This window comes from Amaricoccus sp. W119, assembly GCF_047275745.1.
In the GTDB taxonomy this organism is placed as follows: domain Bacteria; phylum Pseudomonadota; class Alphaproteobacteria; order Rhodobacterales; family Rhodobacteraceae; genus Amaricoccus.
In genome coordinates, this window is the sequence record NZ_JBKQWU010000002.1 from 142,856 (window position 1) to 159,373 (window position 16,518).

At 68.4% G+C, this 16,518-nt stretch carries 14 protein-coding genes; 8 read left to right on the forward strand and 6 right to left on the reverse strand.

From position 1 onward, the window contains the following. Positions 1-75 precede the first annotated feature (75 nt). From ACLJK8_RS02425 to ACLJK8_RS02445, 5 genes are all read right to left on the reverse strand, one after another. A complete protein-coding gene (locus ACLJK8_RS02425; RefSeq protein ID WP_413148411.1) occupies positions 76-1,602 on the reverse strand; it encodes an exopolyphosphatase in 1,527 nt (508 codons plus the stop codon). A gap of 75 nt (positions 1,603-1,677) precedes the next feature. Beyond that, positions 1,678-3,864 carry an RNA degradosome polyphosphate kinase gene (locus ACLJK8_RS02430; RefSeq protein WP_413148527.1) on the reverse strand — a complete coding sequence of 729 codons (2,187 nt, stop codon included), beginning with the start codon at positions 3,862-3,864 and terminating at the stop codon, positions 1,678-1,680. A 103-nt stretch (positions 3,865-3,967) separates the two neighbouring features. After that, entirely contained in the window at positions 3,968-4,666 is a 699-nt protein-coding gene (locus tag ACLJK8_RS02435; RefSeq protein WP_413148412.1) for an HdaA/DnaA family protein, read from the reverse strand. A gap of 3 nt (positions 4,667-4,669) precedes the next feature. Then, positions 4,670-5,764 (reverse strand): AI-2E family transporter, encoded by a 1,095-nt coding sequence (locus tag ACLJK8_RS02440; RefSeq protein ID WP_413148413.1) that lies wholly within the window; start codon positions 5,762-5,764, stop codon positions 4,670-4,672. 138 nt (positions 5,765-5,902) lie between these two features. Further along, positions 5,903-6,667, reverse strand: coding sequence for an NAD kinase (locus tag ACLJK8_RS02445; RefSeq protein ID WP_413148414.1), 765 nt, complete (start codon positions 6,665-6,667; stop codon positions 5,903-5,905). A gap of 399 nt (positions 6,668-7,066) precedes the next feature. On the opposite strand from ACLJK8_RS02445, the gene mbhE reads away from it, so the two are divergent. The 8 genes from mbhE (at position 7,067) to ACLJK8_RS02485 (ending at position 15,100) form a co-directional block, all read left to right on the forward strand. Beyond that, positions 7,067-9,307 carry a hydrogen gas-evolving membrane-bound hydrogenase subunit E gene (gene mbhE / locus ACLJK8_RS02450; protein ID WP_413148415.1) on the forward strand — a complete coding sequence of 747 codons (2,241 nt, stop codon included), beginning with the start codon at positions 7,067-7,069 and terminating at the stop codon, positions 9,305-9,307. Next, the gene (locus tag ACLJK8_RS02455; RefSeq protein WP_413148416.1) at positions 9,304-9,804 is read left to right on the forward strand and encodes an MnhB domain-containing protein; all 501 of its coding nucleotides are present in this window, start codon (positions 9,304-9,306) and stop codon (positions 9,802-9,804) included. The genes mbhE and ACLJK8_RS02455 overlap by 4 nt, the downstream gene beginning before the upstream one ends. Then, complete coding sequence (locus ACLJK8_RS02460; RefSeq protein ID WP_413148417.1) at positions 9,804-10,151, forward strand: NADH-quinone oxidoreductase subunit K; 348 nt, start codon at positions 9,804-9,806, stop codon at positions 10,149-10,151. The genes ACLJK8_RS02455 and ACLJK8_RS02460 overlap by 1 nt, the downstream gene beginning before the upstream one ends. Next, on the forward strand, positions 10,151-11,647 hold the full coding sequence (locus tag ACLJK8_RS02465) for a proton-conducting transporter membrane subunit (protein WP_413148418.1): 1,497 nt from the start codon (positions 10,151-10,153) through the stop codon (positions 11,645-11,647). The genes ACLJK8_RS02460 and ACLJK8_RS02465 overlap by 1 nt, the downstream gene beginning before the upstream one ends. Continuing rightward, the gene (locus ACLJK8_RS02470) at positions 11,644-11,985 is read left to right on the forward strand and encodes a Na+/H+ antiporter subunit E (RefSeq protein ID WP_413148419.1); all 342 of its coding nucleotides are present in this window, start codon (positions 11,644-11,646) and stop codon (positions 11,983-11,985) included. Before ACLJK8_RS02465 ends, ACLJK8_RS02470 begins: the two co-directional genes overlap by 4 nt. Further along, on the forward strand, positions 11,982-12,368 hold the full coding sequence (locus ACLJK8_RS02475; RefSeq protein ID WP_413148420.1) for a monovalent cation/H+ antiporter complex subunit F: 387 nt from the start codon (positions 11,982-11,984) through the stop codon (positions 12,366-12,368). The genes ACLJK8_RS02470 and ACLJK8_RS02475 overlap by 4 nt, the downstream gene beginning before the upstream one ends. Further along, on the forward strand, positions 12,368-12,697 hold the full coding sequence (gene mnhG / locus ACLJK8_RS02480) for a monovalent cation/H(+) antiporter subunit G (protein ID WP_413148421.1): 330 nt from the start codon (positions 12,368-12,370) through the stop codon (positions 12,695-12,697). Before ACLJK8_RS02475 ends, mnhG begins: the two co-directional genes overlap by 1 nt. Positions 12,698-12,853: 156 nt before the next feature. After that, positions 12,854-15,100: a TonB-dependent siderophore receptor gene (locus ACLJK8_RS02485; RefSeq protein WP_413148422.1), complete on the forward strand. Its 2,247-nt coding sequence runs from the start codon at positions 12,854-12,856 to the stop codon at positions 15,098-15,100. 41 nt (positions 15,101-15,141) lie between these two features. On the opposite strand, the gene ACLJK8_RS02490 is transcribed toward ACLJK8_RS02485, so the two are convergent. Next, on the reverse strand, positions 15,142-16,458 hold the full coding sequence (locus ACLJK8_RS02490; protein ID WP_413148423.1) for a DUF3422 family protein: 1,317 nt from the start codon (positions 16,456-16,458) through the stop codon (positions 15,142-15,144). Positions 16,459-16,518: the final 60 nt, after the last annotated feature.

Below are 16,518 nucleotides of genomic sequence, written 5' to 3' on the forward strand. Positions count from 1 at the left end.
TGGCATGGCCCAAGTCTTGGGGGGATACATTGGAAACGGCCTGCGCCCGCAGGCCGTTTTCCTATTTTCGGACTTCTATTCGTCGATCAGGTCGATCCGCGCCTCGCATTGCAGGCGCGACGCGAGCGCCTGCAACCGGCGTTCGACCGCCTCGCCACCGAATTCACGCGCGGTTCCGCGCAAAGTGAGCACAAGATTGTTCTCTTCACGGCCAATCCGCGCATGTTCGAGCACGCCGCTCGAGGCGCCGGACAGCATCGCACCGAGCCGGATCGCACGCCCGAGCACCGCCGCCTCGGCCGCGCGTTCCTTCGTCAGCAGGTTGCCGTAGCGCGAGAGGTCGTCGCCGGGCCCGCTGCTCTTGTATCGATTGAGCAGCGCGACACCGAGGAAAACACGTTCCGCGTGCTCGATGCCGGCGATATTCGCGCGGGTCACTGATTCGTAGGAGACCTCGGCGCGGTAGTCCGGATGCGCCCGCCAGTTCACATCGTGCAATAGCGCGGCCGCGTGGATGAGCCGCTTCTCCCGCTCACCGGCTTCGGGGAAGAGCGGCAGCAGCCAGGCATGGAGCGCGTCACCGAATCCGGGGGCCCGGGCGGTCAGGCTTTCCATGTGGCGGCAGGCCTCGATCAGCGGATCGCGCCCGCGCATCTCCTCGGGCATCTGCCGATAGAGGAGACCTTCGCGAAGCCCGTAGGCCGAGATCAGCACCCGCTCCGGTTCGATTCGGCGCAGCAGTTCCTTGAGCACGAGGCTCGCGAGCGGGACGAGCGAGAGCCGCGCGGAGGAGGTGCCGGTCAGGTCCGACATCCGCGACTGTTCCTGCTCCTGAATCCAGTCGAGCGTCTCGACGAGCTGCGCGACCGGCGGCTCGTAGGCGTGCAGGACCTTCAGCGGATAGCCGACCCGCTCCATGTCGAGCCGCGCGATCGCCCGCCAGGAGCCCCCGACGAGATAGAGCCGGGGCGCGGGCTCGGGCACCGCCTTGCGCAGCGCCTTGGCCGTCTTGCGAAGGTACTTTTCCCGCTTCTCCGGATCGGTGAAATCCGCGAGCTTCAGCGGGCCGAGCGGCGAGGTCGCGCCATGGACCATCTCGCCCCCGGCGACATGGGCGAGTTCGACCGAGGCGCCGCCGATGTCGCAGACGAGCCCCTCCGCGTCCGGCCAGCCGAGCAGCACACCCTGCGTCGCGAGCCGCGCCTCCTCCGAGCCGCTGGCGATCCTGAGCGTCAGCCCGGTCTCCATCTCGACCTGATCGCAGAAGGCGCGGCCATCGCTCGCCTCGCGCACGGCCGCCGTCGCGACCGCGATCATGCCGGAGAGGTTCATGCGCTCCGCCAGCGCGGCGAAACGGTGCAGCGCGCGCATCGCGCGCTCCCAGCCCGAGGGGTTCAGCCGGCCGGTCTCGCTCATCCCGGCGCCGAGACCGCAGAGCACCTTCTCGTTGTAGAAATAGGCCGGGCTGCGGGCCATGCCGTCGAAAATGACGAGCCGGACCGAGTTGGAGCCGACGTCGATCACGCCGATCCGTTCGAGCCTGGCCTTCTCCGGCGAAGGCGCGCGGCCGGCGGCCGCGTCCAAGGTGCTTTGGCTGGTCATGAACGCTCCCCGGGTCGGTGTTGCCCAGGGACCGGTCTGGCATCCTCCCGCCAGACCGTCAATCAGGAGCGTCGATCAGTCGTGGCTATGGACGAGCCGGATCACATCCTCCGCCCCGGCCCGGCCCCGCCCGGAGAGCGAGGGATTCTCCATGAAGAAGCGGTGGCAGCTGAAGAGGTGCGCGCCGGGCTCGGCGTCGTGCCGGAGATAGCTCCCGTCCGGCTGCGCCACCCAGCTCTGCGCCTGATCCGCCATGTTCGCGGCCATGACCTGATCCATGATCTGCGCATGCACCGTCGGATTGGTGATCTCGACCAGCGTCTCGATCCTGCGGTTCAGGTTGCGCTCCATCCAGTCGGCCGAGCTGATATAGACCCGGGCCTCGGGCGAGGGCAGGCCGTGGCCGTTGCCGAAACAGACGATCCGGCTGTGTTCGAGGAAGCGGCCGATGACCGATTTGACCCGGATGTTCTCCGAGAGGCCCGAGACGCCGGCGCGGAGCGAGCAGATGCCCCGGATCACCATGTCGATCTTCACGCCTGCCCGGCTCGCGCGGTAGAGCGCATCGATGATCTCCGGTTCGGTGACCGAGTTCATCTTGATCCAGACCTGCCCCGGCCGGCCGGCGCGCACATGCTCGATCTCGGCTTCGAGCGATTCGAGGATGCGCGGCTTGATCATGTGCGGGCTGATCGCGAGATTCTCGAGGCTCTCGGGCTTCACATAGCCGGTCAGGTAGTTGAAGACCTTGGTCGCGTCCCGGCCGAGCGGCTTGTCACAGGTGAAGAGCGAGAGGTCGGTGTAGATGTTCGCCGTCCCCGGGTGATAGTTGCCGGTCCCGTAATGGGTATAGGTGACGAGTTCGCCCCCCTCGCGGCGCACGACCGTCGAGACCTTCGCATGGGTCTTCCAGTCGATGAAGCCATAGACCACCTGGGCGCCCGCCCGTTCGAGGCGCCGTGACTGCCGGATGTTCGCCGCCTCGTCGAAGCGGGCCTTGAGCTCGATCAGCGCGGTCACGGACTTGCCGTCCTCCGCCGCCTCGCAGAGCGCGGCCACGATCGGGCTGTCGCGGCTGGTGCGGTAGAGCGTCTGCTTGATCGCGAGCACGTTCGGGTCACGCGCCGCCTGCTGCAGGAAGCTCACCACGATCCCGAAGGATTCGTAAGGGTGATGCAGCAGCATGTCCTTCTGCCGGATCGCGGCGAAGATGTCGCCCTCGAAATCCTGCACCCGCTCGGGCATCCGGGGGCTGAACGGCGGCCAGAGCAGATCGGAGCGCGGAATCTTCGTCAATTGCGCGAGATCGGCGATACCGATCAGGCCCGGCACGGCGATCACCTCGTCCTGCCCGACGCCGAGCGATTCGACGATCATCGCGCGCAGGTCGGCAGGCGCGTCATCGGTCATCGTGAGACGGATCACCTGACCGCGGCGGCGGCGCTTCAGCGCGGTCTCGAATTCGCGGACAAGATCCTCCGCCTCTTCCTCGACTTCGAGGTCGCTGTCGCGGAGCACGCGGAACGCGCATTGCCCGTTCATCGTGTAGCCGGGGAAGAGCCGGTCGAGGAAGACCTGCAGCAGGCTTTCGAGCGGCAGGAAGCGGACCTCGCCCTTCGGCCCGTCCGGCAGCGGGATGAACCGCGGCACTTGCGCCGGCACGGGCAGCAGCGCCTCGAGGACGGTGCCGTCGGCATCGCGCGTCAACTGCAGCGCCATGGCGAAGCCGCCATTTGCGATGAACGGGAAGGGATGCGCGGGGTCGATGGCGAGCGGCGAGAGGATCGGGAAGACCTGCTCGAAGAAATGCTTCTCCATCACCTTCAGATCGGCACCCTTGAGCTCGGCCGGGCCGAGGATCTCGATCCCCTCGGCCTGCATGAGCTCTCGCAACTCGCCGAGGCAGTGATGCTGGCGCAGCATCAGCGCGCGGGCATCGGCATCGATCTGGAACAGCTGCTCCTTCGGCGAGAGCCCGTCCGCGCTCGAAGACGCGACGCCCGCGCGGGCGAGACCGCGCAGACCGGCGACGCGGACGGAATAGAATTCGTCGAGGTTGGAACCGGAGATCGACAGGAAGCGCATCCGCTCGAGCAGTGGCACGCTCGGATTCTCCGCCTCGTGCATCACCCGCCAGTTGAAGGCGAGCCAGCTCAATTCACGGTTGATGAAGCGCCCCGGCCCTTCGACATCGCGGTCGGGCAGGGCACGCCCCGGAGGCGCGACGGAATTGAGGAAATCGGCGTTGACACCCTCGGCCATCGCATCTTCGAGCACAGCGTTCCTCCTTGAGACCATGGCCCCGCATATTACGGCTGGATGGCGATTCTATGACACAGGGCACTCGGAAAAGACTTGAGCGAGATCAAGTGCGCCCGTGCAAGACCTCGGCGGCCAAACTTCGCGTGATGCGCCGCCGGCGTTCCAGCCCCGCCGCGTCGAGCCGCGCCACGAGCCTTTCCGCGGCGGCGAAGGAGCGGTCCATGCGGCTGACGAGATAGGTCACGACCTCGGGGGCCACCGGCAGCTGGCGATCGGTGAAGAGCTTCACCAGCACCGCGGCGAGAAGCGCGTCGTCCGGCGGCTCGAGCCGGGCGACCGGCGCGGCGCCGAGCCGGCTCGCGAGATCCGGGAGCGTCAGATCCCACTGCGCGGGCGCGCTCCGGCCGCTCACCATCAGCGAGCCGCCCGCCGCCGCGAGCCGGTTCGCGACGTGGAAGAGGGCCTCCTCGGCCGCGCGCCGCCGGTCATCTTCAAGCGTGGCGAGCCGGTCAGCGTCCTCGACCGCCAGCGCGGTCTCTCCCGGCAGGGCCGCGATATCGAGCGCGGGCAGGTCGACCGCCGGCAGGATGCGCGCGCCCGAACCCGCCGCCCAGACGTGGGCGAGATGGGTCTTCCCGGACCCGGCCGGCCCGGTCACGGCGAGCCTCCCCTCGGGCCAGCCCGGCCAGGTGTCGAGTTGGGCGAGCGCGAGCCGGTTCGACGGCGACACGAAGAAATCGGCGCGGCCGAGCGCCGGCCGCGTCGCGAGATCGAGCACGAGTTGCCGGGCGCGCCCTGCCAAGGGTCACTCTTCGTCGTCGGTGATCGGCTCTTCCTCGTCGATCACCGGGGTCGCCCCGCTGTAGAGCGGGCTTTCAAGGTACATCTCGAAGCCGAAACGCCCCAGCACGCCGAGCGCGGCGGCGAGCGGCACGGCGATCAGGAGCCCGGAGAAGCCGAAGAGCACCCCGAAGACCGAGAGCGCGAGCATCAGCGTCACCGGGTGCAGCCCGACCGACTTGCCGACCAGGAAGGGCGACAGGAAGTTGCCCTCGATGAACTGGCCGAAGAAGAAGATGGCGGCGGTGGCGACGATCCAGATCGGGTCCTCCCAGAAGTTGAAGACCGCGATCGAGACCGAGAGCACGAGGCCGATCCCCGAACCGATGAACGGGATGAAGGCGAGCATCCCCGCGACGAGCCCGACGAGAAAGCCGTAGGGCAACTGGATCACCATGAGCGCCACGGCGTAGAAGGTGCCGAGCAGGATGCAGACGAGGAGTTGGCCGCGCACGAACCCGGCCATCACCGCGTCGATCTCGCGCCCGAGGCGCCGCACGGTCGGCGCATGCGCCCTCGGCAGCGCGGAATTCACCCGGCCGACGAAGCGGTCCCAGTCGAGCAGCAGGTAGAAGGCGACGACCGGCGTGACGACCAGGACGTAGAAGAAGTTGAGCACGCCGAGCGAGGAGGCGACGACCTGCCCGAGCACGGCGCCGCCGCTCTCGCGGAGCGCGTTCTCCGCCGAATCGAGCCCGCGGCTCAGCGCCTCGCCTTCGATGTAGAGCTGCGGAAAGCGCCGCGCCAGGAAATCGGTGAGACCGGAGATGTAGTTCGGGATCGCATCCGCGAGCGCGCGGGCCTGTTCGATCAGCGCCGGGAGTGCGAGGACCAGCGAAAGCCCGATGAAGAGCGTGAGCCCGACCGCGATGACGGCGGTCGCGGAGACCCGGCCGAGCCCGAGCCGCTCCAGCCGGTCCGCGACCGGGTCGAGGAAATAGGCGAGCGCGGCGCCGGCGAAGAACGGCGCCAGCGTGCCTGCGAGGAGCCAGAGCAGAAGCAGGAGCCCCGCGATCACGAGGCCCCAGATTCGCCACTGCTGGCCGGCGGTAAGTGCCATGGTCTCTCTCTCCCAGATCCGGGCCTAGGTGCCGCGGGGCCGCTCCGCTGGCAAGCCCCGCGCGCACCAGCGGGACTGGCGGAGCGATTCCGGCCACGCGGCCCGGCCAGGCGCCCGTAGCGGCATGCCACCCGCGACTCAGGCGAACTGTTCGCGGATGAGCCTTTCCTCCAGACCGTGGCCGGGGTCGAACAGGATCGTATGCGCGATGTCGGGCCGGCTCTCGACCTCGACCCGCACCGCGTCCCGGACCTCGGTCGAATCGGCGACCGCGTTCACCGGCCGCTTTCCGGGCTCGCGCACCTCGAAGGTCACGCTCGCGGCCTTGGGCAGGAGCGCGCCGCGCCAGCGCCGCGGCCGGAAGGCCGACATCGGCGTCAGCGCCAGAATGTCGGCGCCGATCGGCAGGATCGGCCCATGGGCCGAATAGTTGTAGGCGGTCGAGCCCGCCGGGGTGGCGATCAGCGCGCCATCCGCGACGAGTTCCGCCATCCGTTCCTTGCCATCGACCAGAATCCGGAGCTTCGCCGCCTGCGGACCCGAGCGCAGGATCGAGACCTCGTTGATCGCGAGCGCCTCGACGAGCCCGCCCTCCGCCGTCGTCGCCCGCATCCGGAGCGGGTTCAGCACCGCGGGCTCCGCCGTCGCGAGCCGCGCCTTCAGCCCGCGCTCCTCGTATTCGTTCATCAGGAAACCGACCGTGCCCCGGTTCATGCCATAGACCGGGGCGGGGAGATGCTGGGTCGCGTGCAGCGTCGAGAGCATGAGGCCGTCGCCGCCGAGGGCGACGATCACATCCGCCTCGTCGACCGGGGACTGGCCATGCCGGGCGATCAGCCGCTCCATGCTCGACTGCGCCAGTTCGACCGCGCTGGCCACGAAGTGAAGTCGCTCGAATGTCAAGGAATGGCCTGCCTCGCCCAACGCCCGGACCGGCACTTTGGCGCGCGGCCATGGAAGTTTCAAGGCGGGCCTGCCGAAAGCGGGCGGCGGCGAGGCCGGGTGACGAGGCCGGGTGACGAGGCGGGGTGACGAGGCGGGGCGCCGAAGCCGGATCGCCACGTCCCGCGAGACGCCTCGGACGCCCGCGCCGAATCCGCCGGCTCGGGCGTGCGACAGGAGGTCGCGCGGTTCGGCTTGCAAACCGGCCCGCTGGACGCGAAGACTGTCGGAGTGAGATGTCACGGCGGAGAACAAGGCGGGCAACGACCCGCGGGGGGGACAAGATGAACCGCGTCGATACCGGCACGGCGGGACCGATGGGCGCCGGCTGGCGTTCCGCGACCGGGAAAGGGCGGCGGGTTGGCTGATCAGGATCGCCCCGCCCCGCCCCCCCGCCACTGGCGCTTCATTCCCGCGGCGATCGCGGCGGTCGCGACGCTCTGGTTCGCCCAGTTCATCGGACCGGTCGCCGCCGGCCTCAACCCCGAATGGGTGCTGCGCTGGGCGCCCTCGCTCGGCATCTCCTTCGCCTTCCGACTGGACGGGCTCGCGCTCGCGATGGCGCTCCTGATCTGCGGCATCGGCGCGATGATCTTCCTCTACGCCGCGACCTATTTCGAGAAGGATCGCCGCCTGCTCTCTCTGCTCGTGACGCTGGGCTTCTTCGCGATCTCGATGCTGGGCCTGGTCACGGCGGACGATTCCATCACGCTCTTCCTGTTCTGGGAGGGAACGACGATCACCTCCTGGCTGCTGGTCGGTTTCGACCACGAGCGCGCGGAATCGCGCGCGGCGGCGCTTCAGGCGCTGCTCATCACCGGCGCGGGCGGCCTGGCACTCCTCGCCGGGCTCCTGATGATGAACGGCGTCTCGGGCACGACGCGGCTCTCGGAGATGAACGCGGCGGGCGACATCTTCCGCGACAGCGCGCTCTACGTGCCGATCGTGCTCCTGGTGGTCTTCGGCTGCTTCACCAAATCAGCGCAGGCGCCGTTCCATTTCTGGTTGCCGGGCGCCATGGCGGCGCCCACGCCCGTCAGCGCCTACCTCCATTCCGCGACCATGGTGAAGGCGGGCGTCTATCTCCTCGCCCGCTTCACCCCCGCGCTCGGCGGCACGGAACTCTGGACCGGGCTTCTGGTGCCGGTCGGCGCGGTGACGATGATCCTCGGCGCGGTCTGGGCGGCGCGGCAGACCGACATGAAGCTCATGCTGGCGCAGACGACGCTGATGGGCCTCGCCGCGCTCGTCATGCTGATCGGGCTCGGCACAGAGGAGGCGGTCGTCGCGGCGATGACCTTCCTGCTGGTGCACGCCTTCTACAAGGCCGCGCTCTTTCTTACCGTCGGCATGATCGAGCGGGGCGCGGGCTCGCGCGACTACCGCAAGCTCGGCGGGCTCGCCCGGGCGATGCCGATCACCGCCGCCGCCGCCGCCGTCTCGGGCCTCTCGATGGCCGGGTTTCCGCCGCTCTTCGGCTTCGTCGGCAAGGAACTGATCTACGAGGCCGGCACGCTCGCGGGCGCGGCGGTCACGCTCGCCTCGCTCGTCGCCAATCTCTTCATGGTCATCTGCGCCGGCATGGTGGCGATCCGCCCGTTCCACGGCGGCCCGCGGCAATCGCCGAAGGACCAGCCCGCCGATCCGGGCTGGGGCCTCTGGCTCGGCCCGGTGCTGCTCTCGGCGCTGAGCCTGCTCTTCGGCTTCGCCCCGGCGGTCATCGGCGACTGGCTCGTCGCGCCGATGGTGGTGTCGGTGACGGGTGAGGAAATGCAGGGCCATCTCGCGCTCTGGCACGGGATCACGCCGGCCTTCGTGCTCAGCCTCGTCACCTTCGCGCTCGGCATCGTCGGCTTTCTCGGGCTCGACCGGCTGCGCGACGGGCTGGCGGGCGCGGAACCCGGGCTTCCCCGGATCGAAAACTGGTACGACGGGGCGCTGAAAGGCATCCTGACCTTCTCGCGCTCCCTCACCAACGCGTCGCAGAGCGGTCAGATGACGCATTACCTCCGGGCGACCTTCCTCGCCTCCGCCGTGCTGGTCTGGGGCGGGCTCCTCGCCGGAACCATGGAATGGCCCGGGATCACGCCCAGGCTCGGGCTCATCGACGTGATGGTGGTCGCGATCATCATCGCCTCGGTCGCCGTCGTCCTCGTCACCAATTCGCGGCTGACGGCGATCTGCGCCCTCGGGGGCGTCGGGACCGGGATCGCGATCGTCTTCGTGCTCTACGGCGCGATCGATGTCGCGATGACCCAGCTCTTCGTCGAGATCCTGGTCGTCGTCTTCATGGCGATCGCCATGGTGCGCCTCCCCTCCTGGGGCGAGATCCCGTTCCGTCCGGGCAACGCGCTCGTCGCGGCGCTGCTCGGCTCCGGCGTCGCGGTCGGCACGCTCGCGATCCTCGCGACGCCGCTCGACCCCTATCTCACCGAATTCTTCGAGGCCTCGAGCGTGCCCAAGGCGCTCGGGCATAACATCGTGAACGTGATCCTCGTCGACTTCCGCGGCTTCGACACGCTGGGAGAGACCTCGGTCGTCGTGATCGCCGGCATAGCCGCGATCGCGGCGTTGCGCGCGGGACGGAGGGCCAACCGATGAGATCCGTCATCCTCTCGACCGCGACGCGGACGCTCATCCCGATCATCCTCGTGCTCTCGATCTTCATCTTCTGGCGCGGCCACAACGAGCCCGGCGGCGGCTTCATCGGCGGCCTGCTCGCGGCGACGGCCTTCGCGCTGATGGCCAAGGCCGAGGGGACCGACCGGGCGCGCTACGCGCTCTATTTCCGCCCCCGCAGCATCGCGGCGACGGGCATGACCTGCGCGCTTTTCGGCGGCATCTGGGGCGGCCTGCAGTACGGCGCCTTCCTGAAGGGCATGTGGCCCTTCATCACGATCGACGAGTCGGGCGAGAAGCACGGGCTCCCCTTCGGCTCGATCATGCTCTTCGACTTCGGCGTCTATCTCGTGGTGCTCGGCACCGTGACCGGCATCCTCTTCGCGCTCGAGGATTCGCTCGCCGAGGACGCGGCCGGCGCCGAGGACGGACCGAACGAGACCGGCGCCGATGGCGAGGGAGACCGCCGATGGAGGTAATGCTCGCAATCACCGCCGGCGTGCTGGTCGCGGCCGGCGCCTATCTGATGATGACCGGCAAGACGGTGCCCTACGTCTTCGGCCTGACGATGATCTCGAACGCGGCCAACCTCATCATCTTCTCGACCGGGCGGCTCACCCTCGCCAAACCCCCGCTGGTGCCCGCGGACGAGAAGACGATCACGGGGGCGGCCAACGCGCTGCCGCAGGCGCTGATCCTGACGGCGATCGTCATTGGCTTTGGCCTTCTGGTCTTCGCCCTCGCGCTCGCCTACCGCTCCTACTACGCGCTCGGCACCGCCGAGATGGACGAGATGCGCGTGGCCGAGCCGGTGGAGGGCGATTGATGCTGCTGTTCTGGCCGCTGGCCATTCCCTTCCTGACCATGGTCGCGACGCTCTTCGCCTGGCGGTCGGTTCGCGGGCAACGCAAGCTGACGCTCGTCGGCGCGATCGCACTGCTCGCCGTCGGCATCGTGATCCTGCGCCGGGTGATCCTCGAAGGCCCCTTCGCCGAACAGGCCGGCGCCTGGGCCGCGCCCTTCGGCATCACCATGGTCGCCGACGGCCTCTCGGCCGCGATGATCGTGCTGACGGGCATCGTCGCCGTCGCAGTCGCCGTCTTCTGCGGTGACGACGTGACGCTCGGCGAATCGCGCAGCGGGCACTATCCGCTCTCGAACGCGCTGCTCGCCGGGGTCTGCGGCGCCTTCCTGACCGGCGACCTCTTCAACATGTACGTCTGGTTCGAGGTGATGCTGATCTCGTCCTTCGGCCTGCTCGTCATCTCCGGCAGCAAGGCGGCGCTCGACGGCGCGACGAAATACGTGGGCCTCAACCTCATCGCCACCGTCGCCTTCATCTCGGGCGTCGGCCTGCTCTACGGCACCACCGGCGCGCTCAACATGGCGGACCTGCACAACAAGCTCGCCGGACGCGCCGGCGAGGCCGGAATCCTGATGGCGACCGGGATGCTCATCTTCGCCTTCGGCGCCAAGGCGGCGCTCTTCCCGCTGCACTTCTGGCTCCCGGCCTCGTACCACACGCCGTCCTTCACCGTCTCGGCGCTCTTCGCGGCGCTGCTCTCGAAGGTCGGCGTCTACGCGCTCCTGCGCTACTTCACGCTGATCCTGCCGATCGAAGGCACACCGGCGCAGGCGGCGCTGCTCTGGCTCGCCGGCGCGACCATGCTCGCCGGCGCGCTCGGCGCGCTGGCGCAGAACGACATCCGCCGCGTGCTCAACTATTCGATCATGTCCTCGGTCGGCGCCATGGTGCTCGGCATCGCGCTCGGCACGCCGCTCGCGCTCATGGGCGCGGTCTTCTATCTCGCGCAGGACATGGTGGTGAAGGCCAATCTCTACCTCGCCGCCGGTTCCGCCGAGCGCCTCGCGGGGTCCGAGCATTTCTCCGACTCGGGCGGGCTCTGGCGGGCGAGCCCCTGGTTCGGCGTCCTGTTCCTCATTCCGGCGCTGTCGCTCGCGGGCATCCCGCCCTTCGCGGGGTTCTGGGGCAAGCTGATCCTCACCCGGGCGAGCCTCGAGATCGGCGGCTACTGGTGCGCGGCTCTGATCCTCGGGAGCGGCTTCCTTACCTTGCTCGCGATGGCGCGGGTCTGGAGCGAGGTGTTCTGGAAGGCCCATCCCATGGGAGACACCAGCGTCGAGGAGCCGCTCCCCATCGCCTTCTGGGCGCCGCTCGTCGGCCTCAGCCTGCTCCTCGCCCTCGCCGGCATCTTCGCGGCGCCGGGTATCGAAGCGGCTGGCGCGGTCGCGGACGGCCTGCTTGATCCGACCGCCTATATCGAGGCCGTGCTCGGCCCAAGCGAGGAGGCCAGTCCGTGAGAATCTTCAGCCAGATCGTCGCGCTTCCGTGGCTCGCGACCGTGTTCTTCTATGATCTCGCCGTGTCGAGCATCGCGGTCTCGCGCGCCGTGCTCTCGCGCCGCGACATCACCGCGCCGCGCTTCGTCGTCGTCCCGATCCAGGCGCGTTCCGACATCGGCGTGACCATCGTCGCGAACTACATCACGCTGACGCCCGGAACGCTGACCGTGGACGTGAGCCCCGACCGGTCCAAGCTGCTCATCCACGACCTCTTCGCTGGCTTCAGCGGCGACACCTGCCGCGAGGGTATCCAGAAGGGGATCGAGCCGCGCGTTCTGAGGGTGACACTGCGATGATGGGTCTGATCCTCGATACGAAGGTGGGCGGCGCGCTCGGCATCGCGCTGGAACTGACGGTCCTCTGCCTCGCCTTCGCCACCGCGGCGGCGGTCTTTCGCATCCTGCGCGGGCCGACACTCGCCGACCGGGTCGTGGCGCTCGACACGCTCTCGGTCCTGCTCGTGGTCTTCCTCGTGGTCTTCCGGATCGCGAGCGGGATCGAGGCCTATCTCTTCGTCGCGATCGGCCTGGCGCTCATCTCCTTCCTCGCCACCGTGGCCTTCGCCGGCTACATCGACCGCGCGCAGGGGGACGAGGTGCAGACGACGATGCGGGGCGGCCCGACCCACAGCGCCCGGCGCGACCGCGATCCCGTCATCAGCGAAACGGAGGGCGGATGATGAGCGACCTGATCGCCGCGCTGTTCCTGCTCGGGGGCGGCTTCTTCTGCTTCGTCGCCGGCCTCGGCCTGCTCAGGCTGCCCGATGTCTACTGCCGGATGCACGCGGCGACCAAGGCGGGCACCGTGGGTCTCGCGCTGGTCTGCCTCGCCGCGATCGTGAAGTCGACGAGCTGGACCGAGATCCTCCAGGCGCTCTTCGTCTTCCTCTTCATGATCGCGACCGCCCCGATCGGCGCGCATCTGATCGGCCGCGCCGCCTTCCGCAAGCACACCGAAACCGCCCCCGGAACCCAGTCCGATCCCGGCACCGAAGCGTTCGACGATTAGCTTCATCGCTCCGCGCGTAATTTCGTGGCAGAACCGCCACGCGCCGCGGGCGAATGCTCGCGGGACCGTGAAGTTGCTTGAACGCGGCTTCGGAAACGTATGATGGGCCCGTCAGCCAGCACCTGCCAGCCAGAATGAAACCCCGAACCTGGCTGCATGATGATCCTCACATTCCCTGACACCTGGGCCGCCCGCGCGCGGTTCACCACGGCGCTTGGCGCCGGCCTTCTCGGCATGGCCTCGGTCGGCCTGGCCCAGACCGCCCCGACTGAGACCGCGGAGACCGCCGCCGAGGAATTCGCACTCGAACTCCCCGCCGAGCCGGCGGAGGGCGCGACGGTCCTCGACGAAATCAACGTCACCGCGGCGCCCGGCACGACGACCGAGGACTCCGGGTCCTGGACCACCGAATGGATGCGCTCCGCGACCGGTCTGGTGCTCTCCCAGAAGGAGACGCCGCAGTCGACCAGCGTCATCACGGACGCGCAGATGAAGGACCGCAACATCACCACGATCCCGCAGGTGATGAGCGCGGCCACCGGCATCACCGTGCAGGCCTTCGAGAGCGACCGCGTCAACTACTACTCTCGCGGCTTCGAGATCGATTCCTACCAGTTCGACGGCGTGCCGCTGCCGCGGGAAGGCACCTTCGACTTCGGCGACAACGATCCCGACATGGTGCTTTACGACCATGTCGAGATCGTGCGCGGTGCGACCGGGCTGATGCAGGGCGCGGGCGAGCCCGGCGCCTCGATCAACTACATCCGCAAGCGCCCGACCGACTATTACCGGGCGGAGACCGCCGCCGGCATCGCCTATCCGCTCGGCGCCCGCGTCGAGGGCGACGTTTCCGGCCCGCTGAACGAATCCGGCACGCTGCGCGGCCGCCTGCTCGGCGCGGTCGACAGCCGCGAGGGCACGCTCGACGGTTACCAGAAGGACAAGTACATCGGCTTCGGCGCGCTCGAGTTCGACCTCACTGACCAGACGCTCCTGAACCTCGGGCTGAGCCACCAGGCGACCCGGACGGACAATGTCACCTGGGGCGGCATTCCTCCCTTCGACAGCGAGGGCGAGCTCATCGACTGGCCCTGGGGCTTCAACCTCGGCGCCGACTGGACCTATCTCGACACCGACCGGACGGAGGCCTTCGGCTCGGTCGAGCATATCTTCGACAACGGCTGGACCGGCCGCCTTACCGCGACCCATATCCGGAACGAATCCGACATGGAGCTCGCCTGGATCAGCGGCATCCCGGACGCGGAGACCGGCCTCGGCATGGGAAGCTGGGCGGCGAAATACGACGGCGACTCCGACACGACCTCGCTCAACGCGGTCCTGAACGGCGATTTCGAAGCCTTCGGCCGCCAGCACCAGTTCGTGCTCGGGGTCATGGGATCGAAAGCCGAGGGGACCTACCTGGGCTATCCGGTCGATGTCGCGACGCTGGCGCCGATCGGCAATGTCTTCGACTACGACCAGGACATGCCGCGTCCGGAGTTCGGCTCCGTCGCCAACTACCGGACCACCTCCGAGGCGAAGCAATACGGCGTCTACGGCACCACCCAGATCCGCGCCACCGACCGGCTCTCCGTCATCGCCGGCGCGCGCGTGAACTGGTGGGACGGCAGCCAGACCACCGATGGCGACACGTTCGAATACGACTATACCGCCGAGGTCACGCCCTATCTCGGCTTCACCTATGACATCACCGATGTCTATACCGCCTATGGCAGCGCCACGAGCATCTTCAAGCCGCAGCTCAATCAGGACATCGACGGCAATTATCTCGATCCGGCGTTCGGCTGGAATTACGAGCTGGGCGTCAAGGCCGGGCTGTTCGACAACGCGCTCTATGCCTCGGCGGCGGTGTTCCAGACCGATCAGAAGGATGTGGCGAACTATCTCTACTTCGACCCGACCCTGAACCGGAGCGTCTACGAACAGATCGACGGCACCACGACGCGCGGCTTCGAGCTCGAATTCGCCGGGGCGATCACCGAGCGCTGGAATGCCTCGCTCGGCTATACCTATCGCTACTCGACCGACGACGACGACAACGAGCTCTATACCGACCAGCCGCGCAACACGCTGAAGGCGGCGACCGACTACCGCGTCCCCGGCTTCCTTCAGGAGCGGCTCACCATCGGCGGTGCGATGCGCTGGCAGAGCGGCACGGACAGCCTGGTGTTCCAGTCCGAGTTCGAACAGCCGAGCGTCCGGCAGGACCCCTACGCGGTCTTCGACCTCAACGCCACCTATGACGTGACCGAGCAGACGGTGCTGTCGCTCTCGATCAACAATATCCTGGACGAGAAATACTATGCCACCACGGGCTTCTACGACACCGTCGTCTACGGCGACGGGGTCAGCGCCGAACTGATGCTCCGCGCCCGGTTCTGAGCCGCACCAGAGGAGACGCGCGGCCCGCCGGCCGCGCGTTGCTACTTGCCGTGCGCGCCGCCCGTCAGCCGGGCGCGCACCCGGTGCATCGCGTACCAGACGCCGAGCACGATCGGCACGACGAGGAGCGCGGTCAGCACGGGCTTGCTGATCCCGGCGAGTTTCTCCGCCGGCGGCCCGAGCAGATAGGCGCCGAGGCTGACCGCGTAATAGCTGATCGCCACCACCGACAGCCCCTCGACCGTCTCCTGCAGGCGAAGCTGCAGCGCCGCCCGTTCCGACATCTGCGCGAGGATCTCGTTGTTCTGGCGCTGGCTCTCGACATCGACCCGCGTCCTGAGCAGGTTCGCGACGCGCGCCGCGCGCAGCGACAACTCGTTCAGCCGGTCCTTCGCCGAGCGGCAGGTGCGCATCGCCGGGTCGAAGCGGCGCATCATGAACTCGCCGAAAAGCTGCCGGCCGCCGATCCGCTGCTCGCGCAGGACCTGGACCCGGTGGTTCACGATCGCCTCATAGGCCTCCACCGCGCCGAACCGGAACGCATTGGCGGAGGAGAGATGCTCGATCTCGGCGGAGACGCGCAGGAGTGCCGCCAGCGTCTCGGAATCCTCGCCCTTGCCCTGGGCCATGTCGCCGACGATCGCGGTCAGCTGCCGGTCGAGCCGGCTCACCGCCGCCGCGACGGTTTGCGCGCGCGGCAGCGTCAGGAGCGCCATGCTCTTGTAGGTCTCGATCTCGAGCAGCCGCTGCGTGATGCGCCCGAGCCTGCGCCCGCCGATGTCGGGTTGCGAGAAGATCGCCATCCGGGCATGGCCGTTCTCGTCGATGCGGAAGTCGGTCGCGATCACCGCCTCGCCATCGATCACCCGGCTCGCGGTCAGGCTCTCGGGCACGAACCACTGCTGGGCGGGACCGCGCAACCGCGATTCGGTCGTCTCCTGATCCATCCGCTCGACCCGGATCAGCGCGGAGGTCACGACCTTGCCCGGCGCCTCCGCCAGCCAGTCCGCCGGGAAGAGCGAGAAGAGCTCGCCCGAGAACGGCCGCTCCGCGACGCCCGGCGCGAAGATCGTGTAGGTCACGAACTCGGTGTGCATCTCCCATTTGAGAAAGCCTCTGCCGAGATCGCCGGAATAGTGATTGGCGCCCGGCGGCGGATGCGGCGCGCCGTAACGGTCGAGGAGCTTGATGAGATGGGCGAAGTCCTCCGACTTGTCCCGCTCCGAGGCGCGGGTCGGCTGCTTGATCGCGAGATGCGCGGCGCCGCAGGGCGCGGTCAGCTCCGGGAAGGGACGCGCGTGCAGCTCATTGGTGAGCCGGTAGCGGTCCGGATGGTCGTCCAGCGTAAGCTGGGTCATGCGTCTGAGTCCCCCGTGATCCTTTCCGCCTTGTGCCGCTGGAACGGGCCGCGTTTCAAG

What these genes read in the sequence shown, in the direction of transcription:
- ACLJK8_RS02425 (WP_413148411.1), bottom strand. Translation starts at nt 1,602, where the DNA reads ATGACCAGCCAAAGCACCTTGGACGCGGCCGCCGGCCGCGCGCCTTCG.
- ACLJK8_RS02430 (WP_413148527.1), bottom strand. Translation starts at nt 3,864, where the DNA reads ATGGCCGAGGGTGTCAACGCCGATTTCCTCAATTCCGTCGCGCCTCCG.
- ACLJK8_RS02440 (WP_413148413.1), bottom strand. Translation starts at nt 5,764, where the DNA reads ATGGCACTTACCGCCGGCCAGCAGTGGCGAATCTGGGGCCTCGTGATC.
- ACLJK8_RS02455 (WP_413148416.1), top strand. Translation starts at nt 9,304, where the DNA reads ATGAGATCCGTCATCCTCTCGACCGCGACGCGGACGCTCATCCCGATC.
- ACLJK8_RS02460 (WP_413148417.1), top strand. Translation starts at nt 9,804, where the DNA reads ATGCTCGCAATCACCGCCGGCGTGCTGGTCGCGGCCGGCGCCTATCTG.
- ACLJK8_RS02465 (WP_413148418.1), top strand. Translation starts at nt 10,151, where the DNA reads ATGCTGCTGTTCTGGCCGCTGGCCATTCCCTTCCTGACCATGGTCGCG.
- ACLJK8_RS02475 (WP_413148420.1), top strand. Translation starts at nt 11,982, where the DNA reads ATGATGGGTCTGATCCTCGATACGAAGGTGGGCGGCGCGCTCGGCATC.
- mnhG (WP_413148421.1), top strand. Translation starts at nt 12,368, where the DNA reads ATGAGCGACCTGATCGCCGCGCTGTTCCTGCTCGGGGGCGGCTTCTTC.
- ACLJK8_RS02485 (WP_413148422.1), top strand. Translation starts at nt 12,854, where the DNA reads ATGATGATCCTCACATTCCCTGACACCTGGGCCGCCCGCGCGCGGTTC.
- ACLJK8_RS02490 (WP_413148423.1), bottom strand. Translation starts at nt 16,458, where the DNA reads ATGACCCAGCTTACGCTGGACGACCATCCGGACCGCTACCGGCTCACC.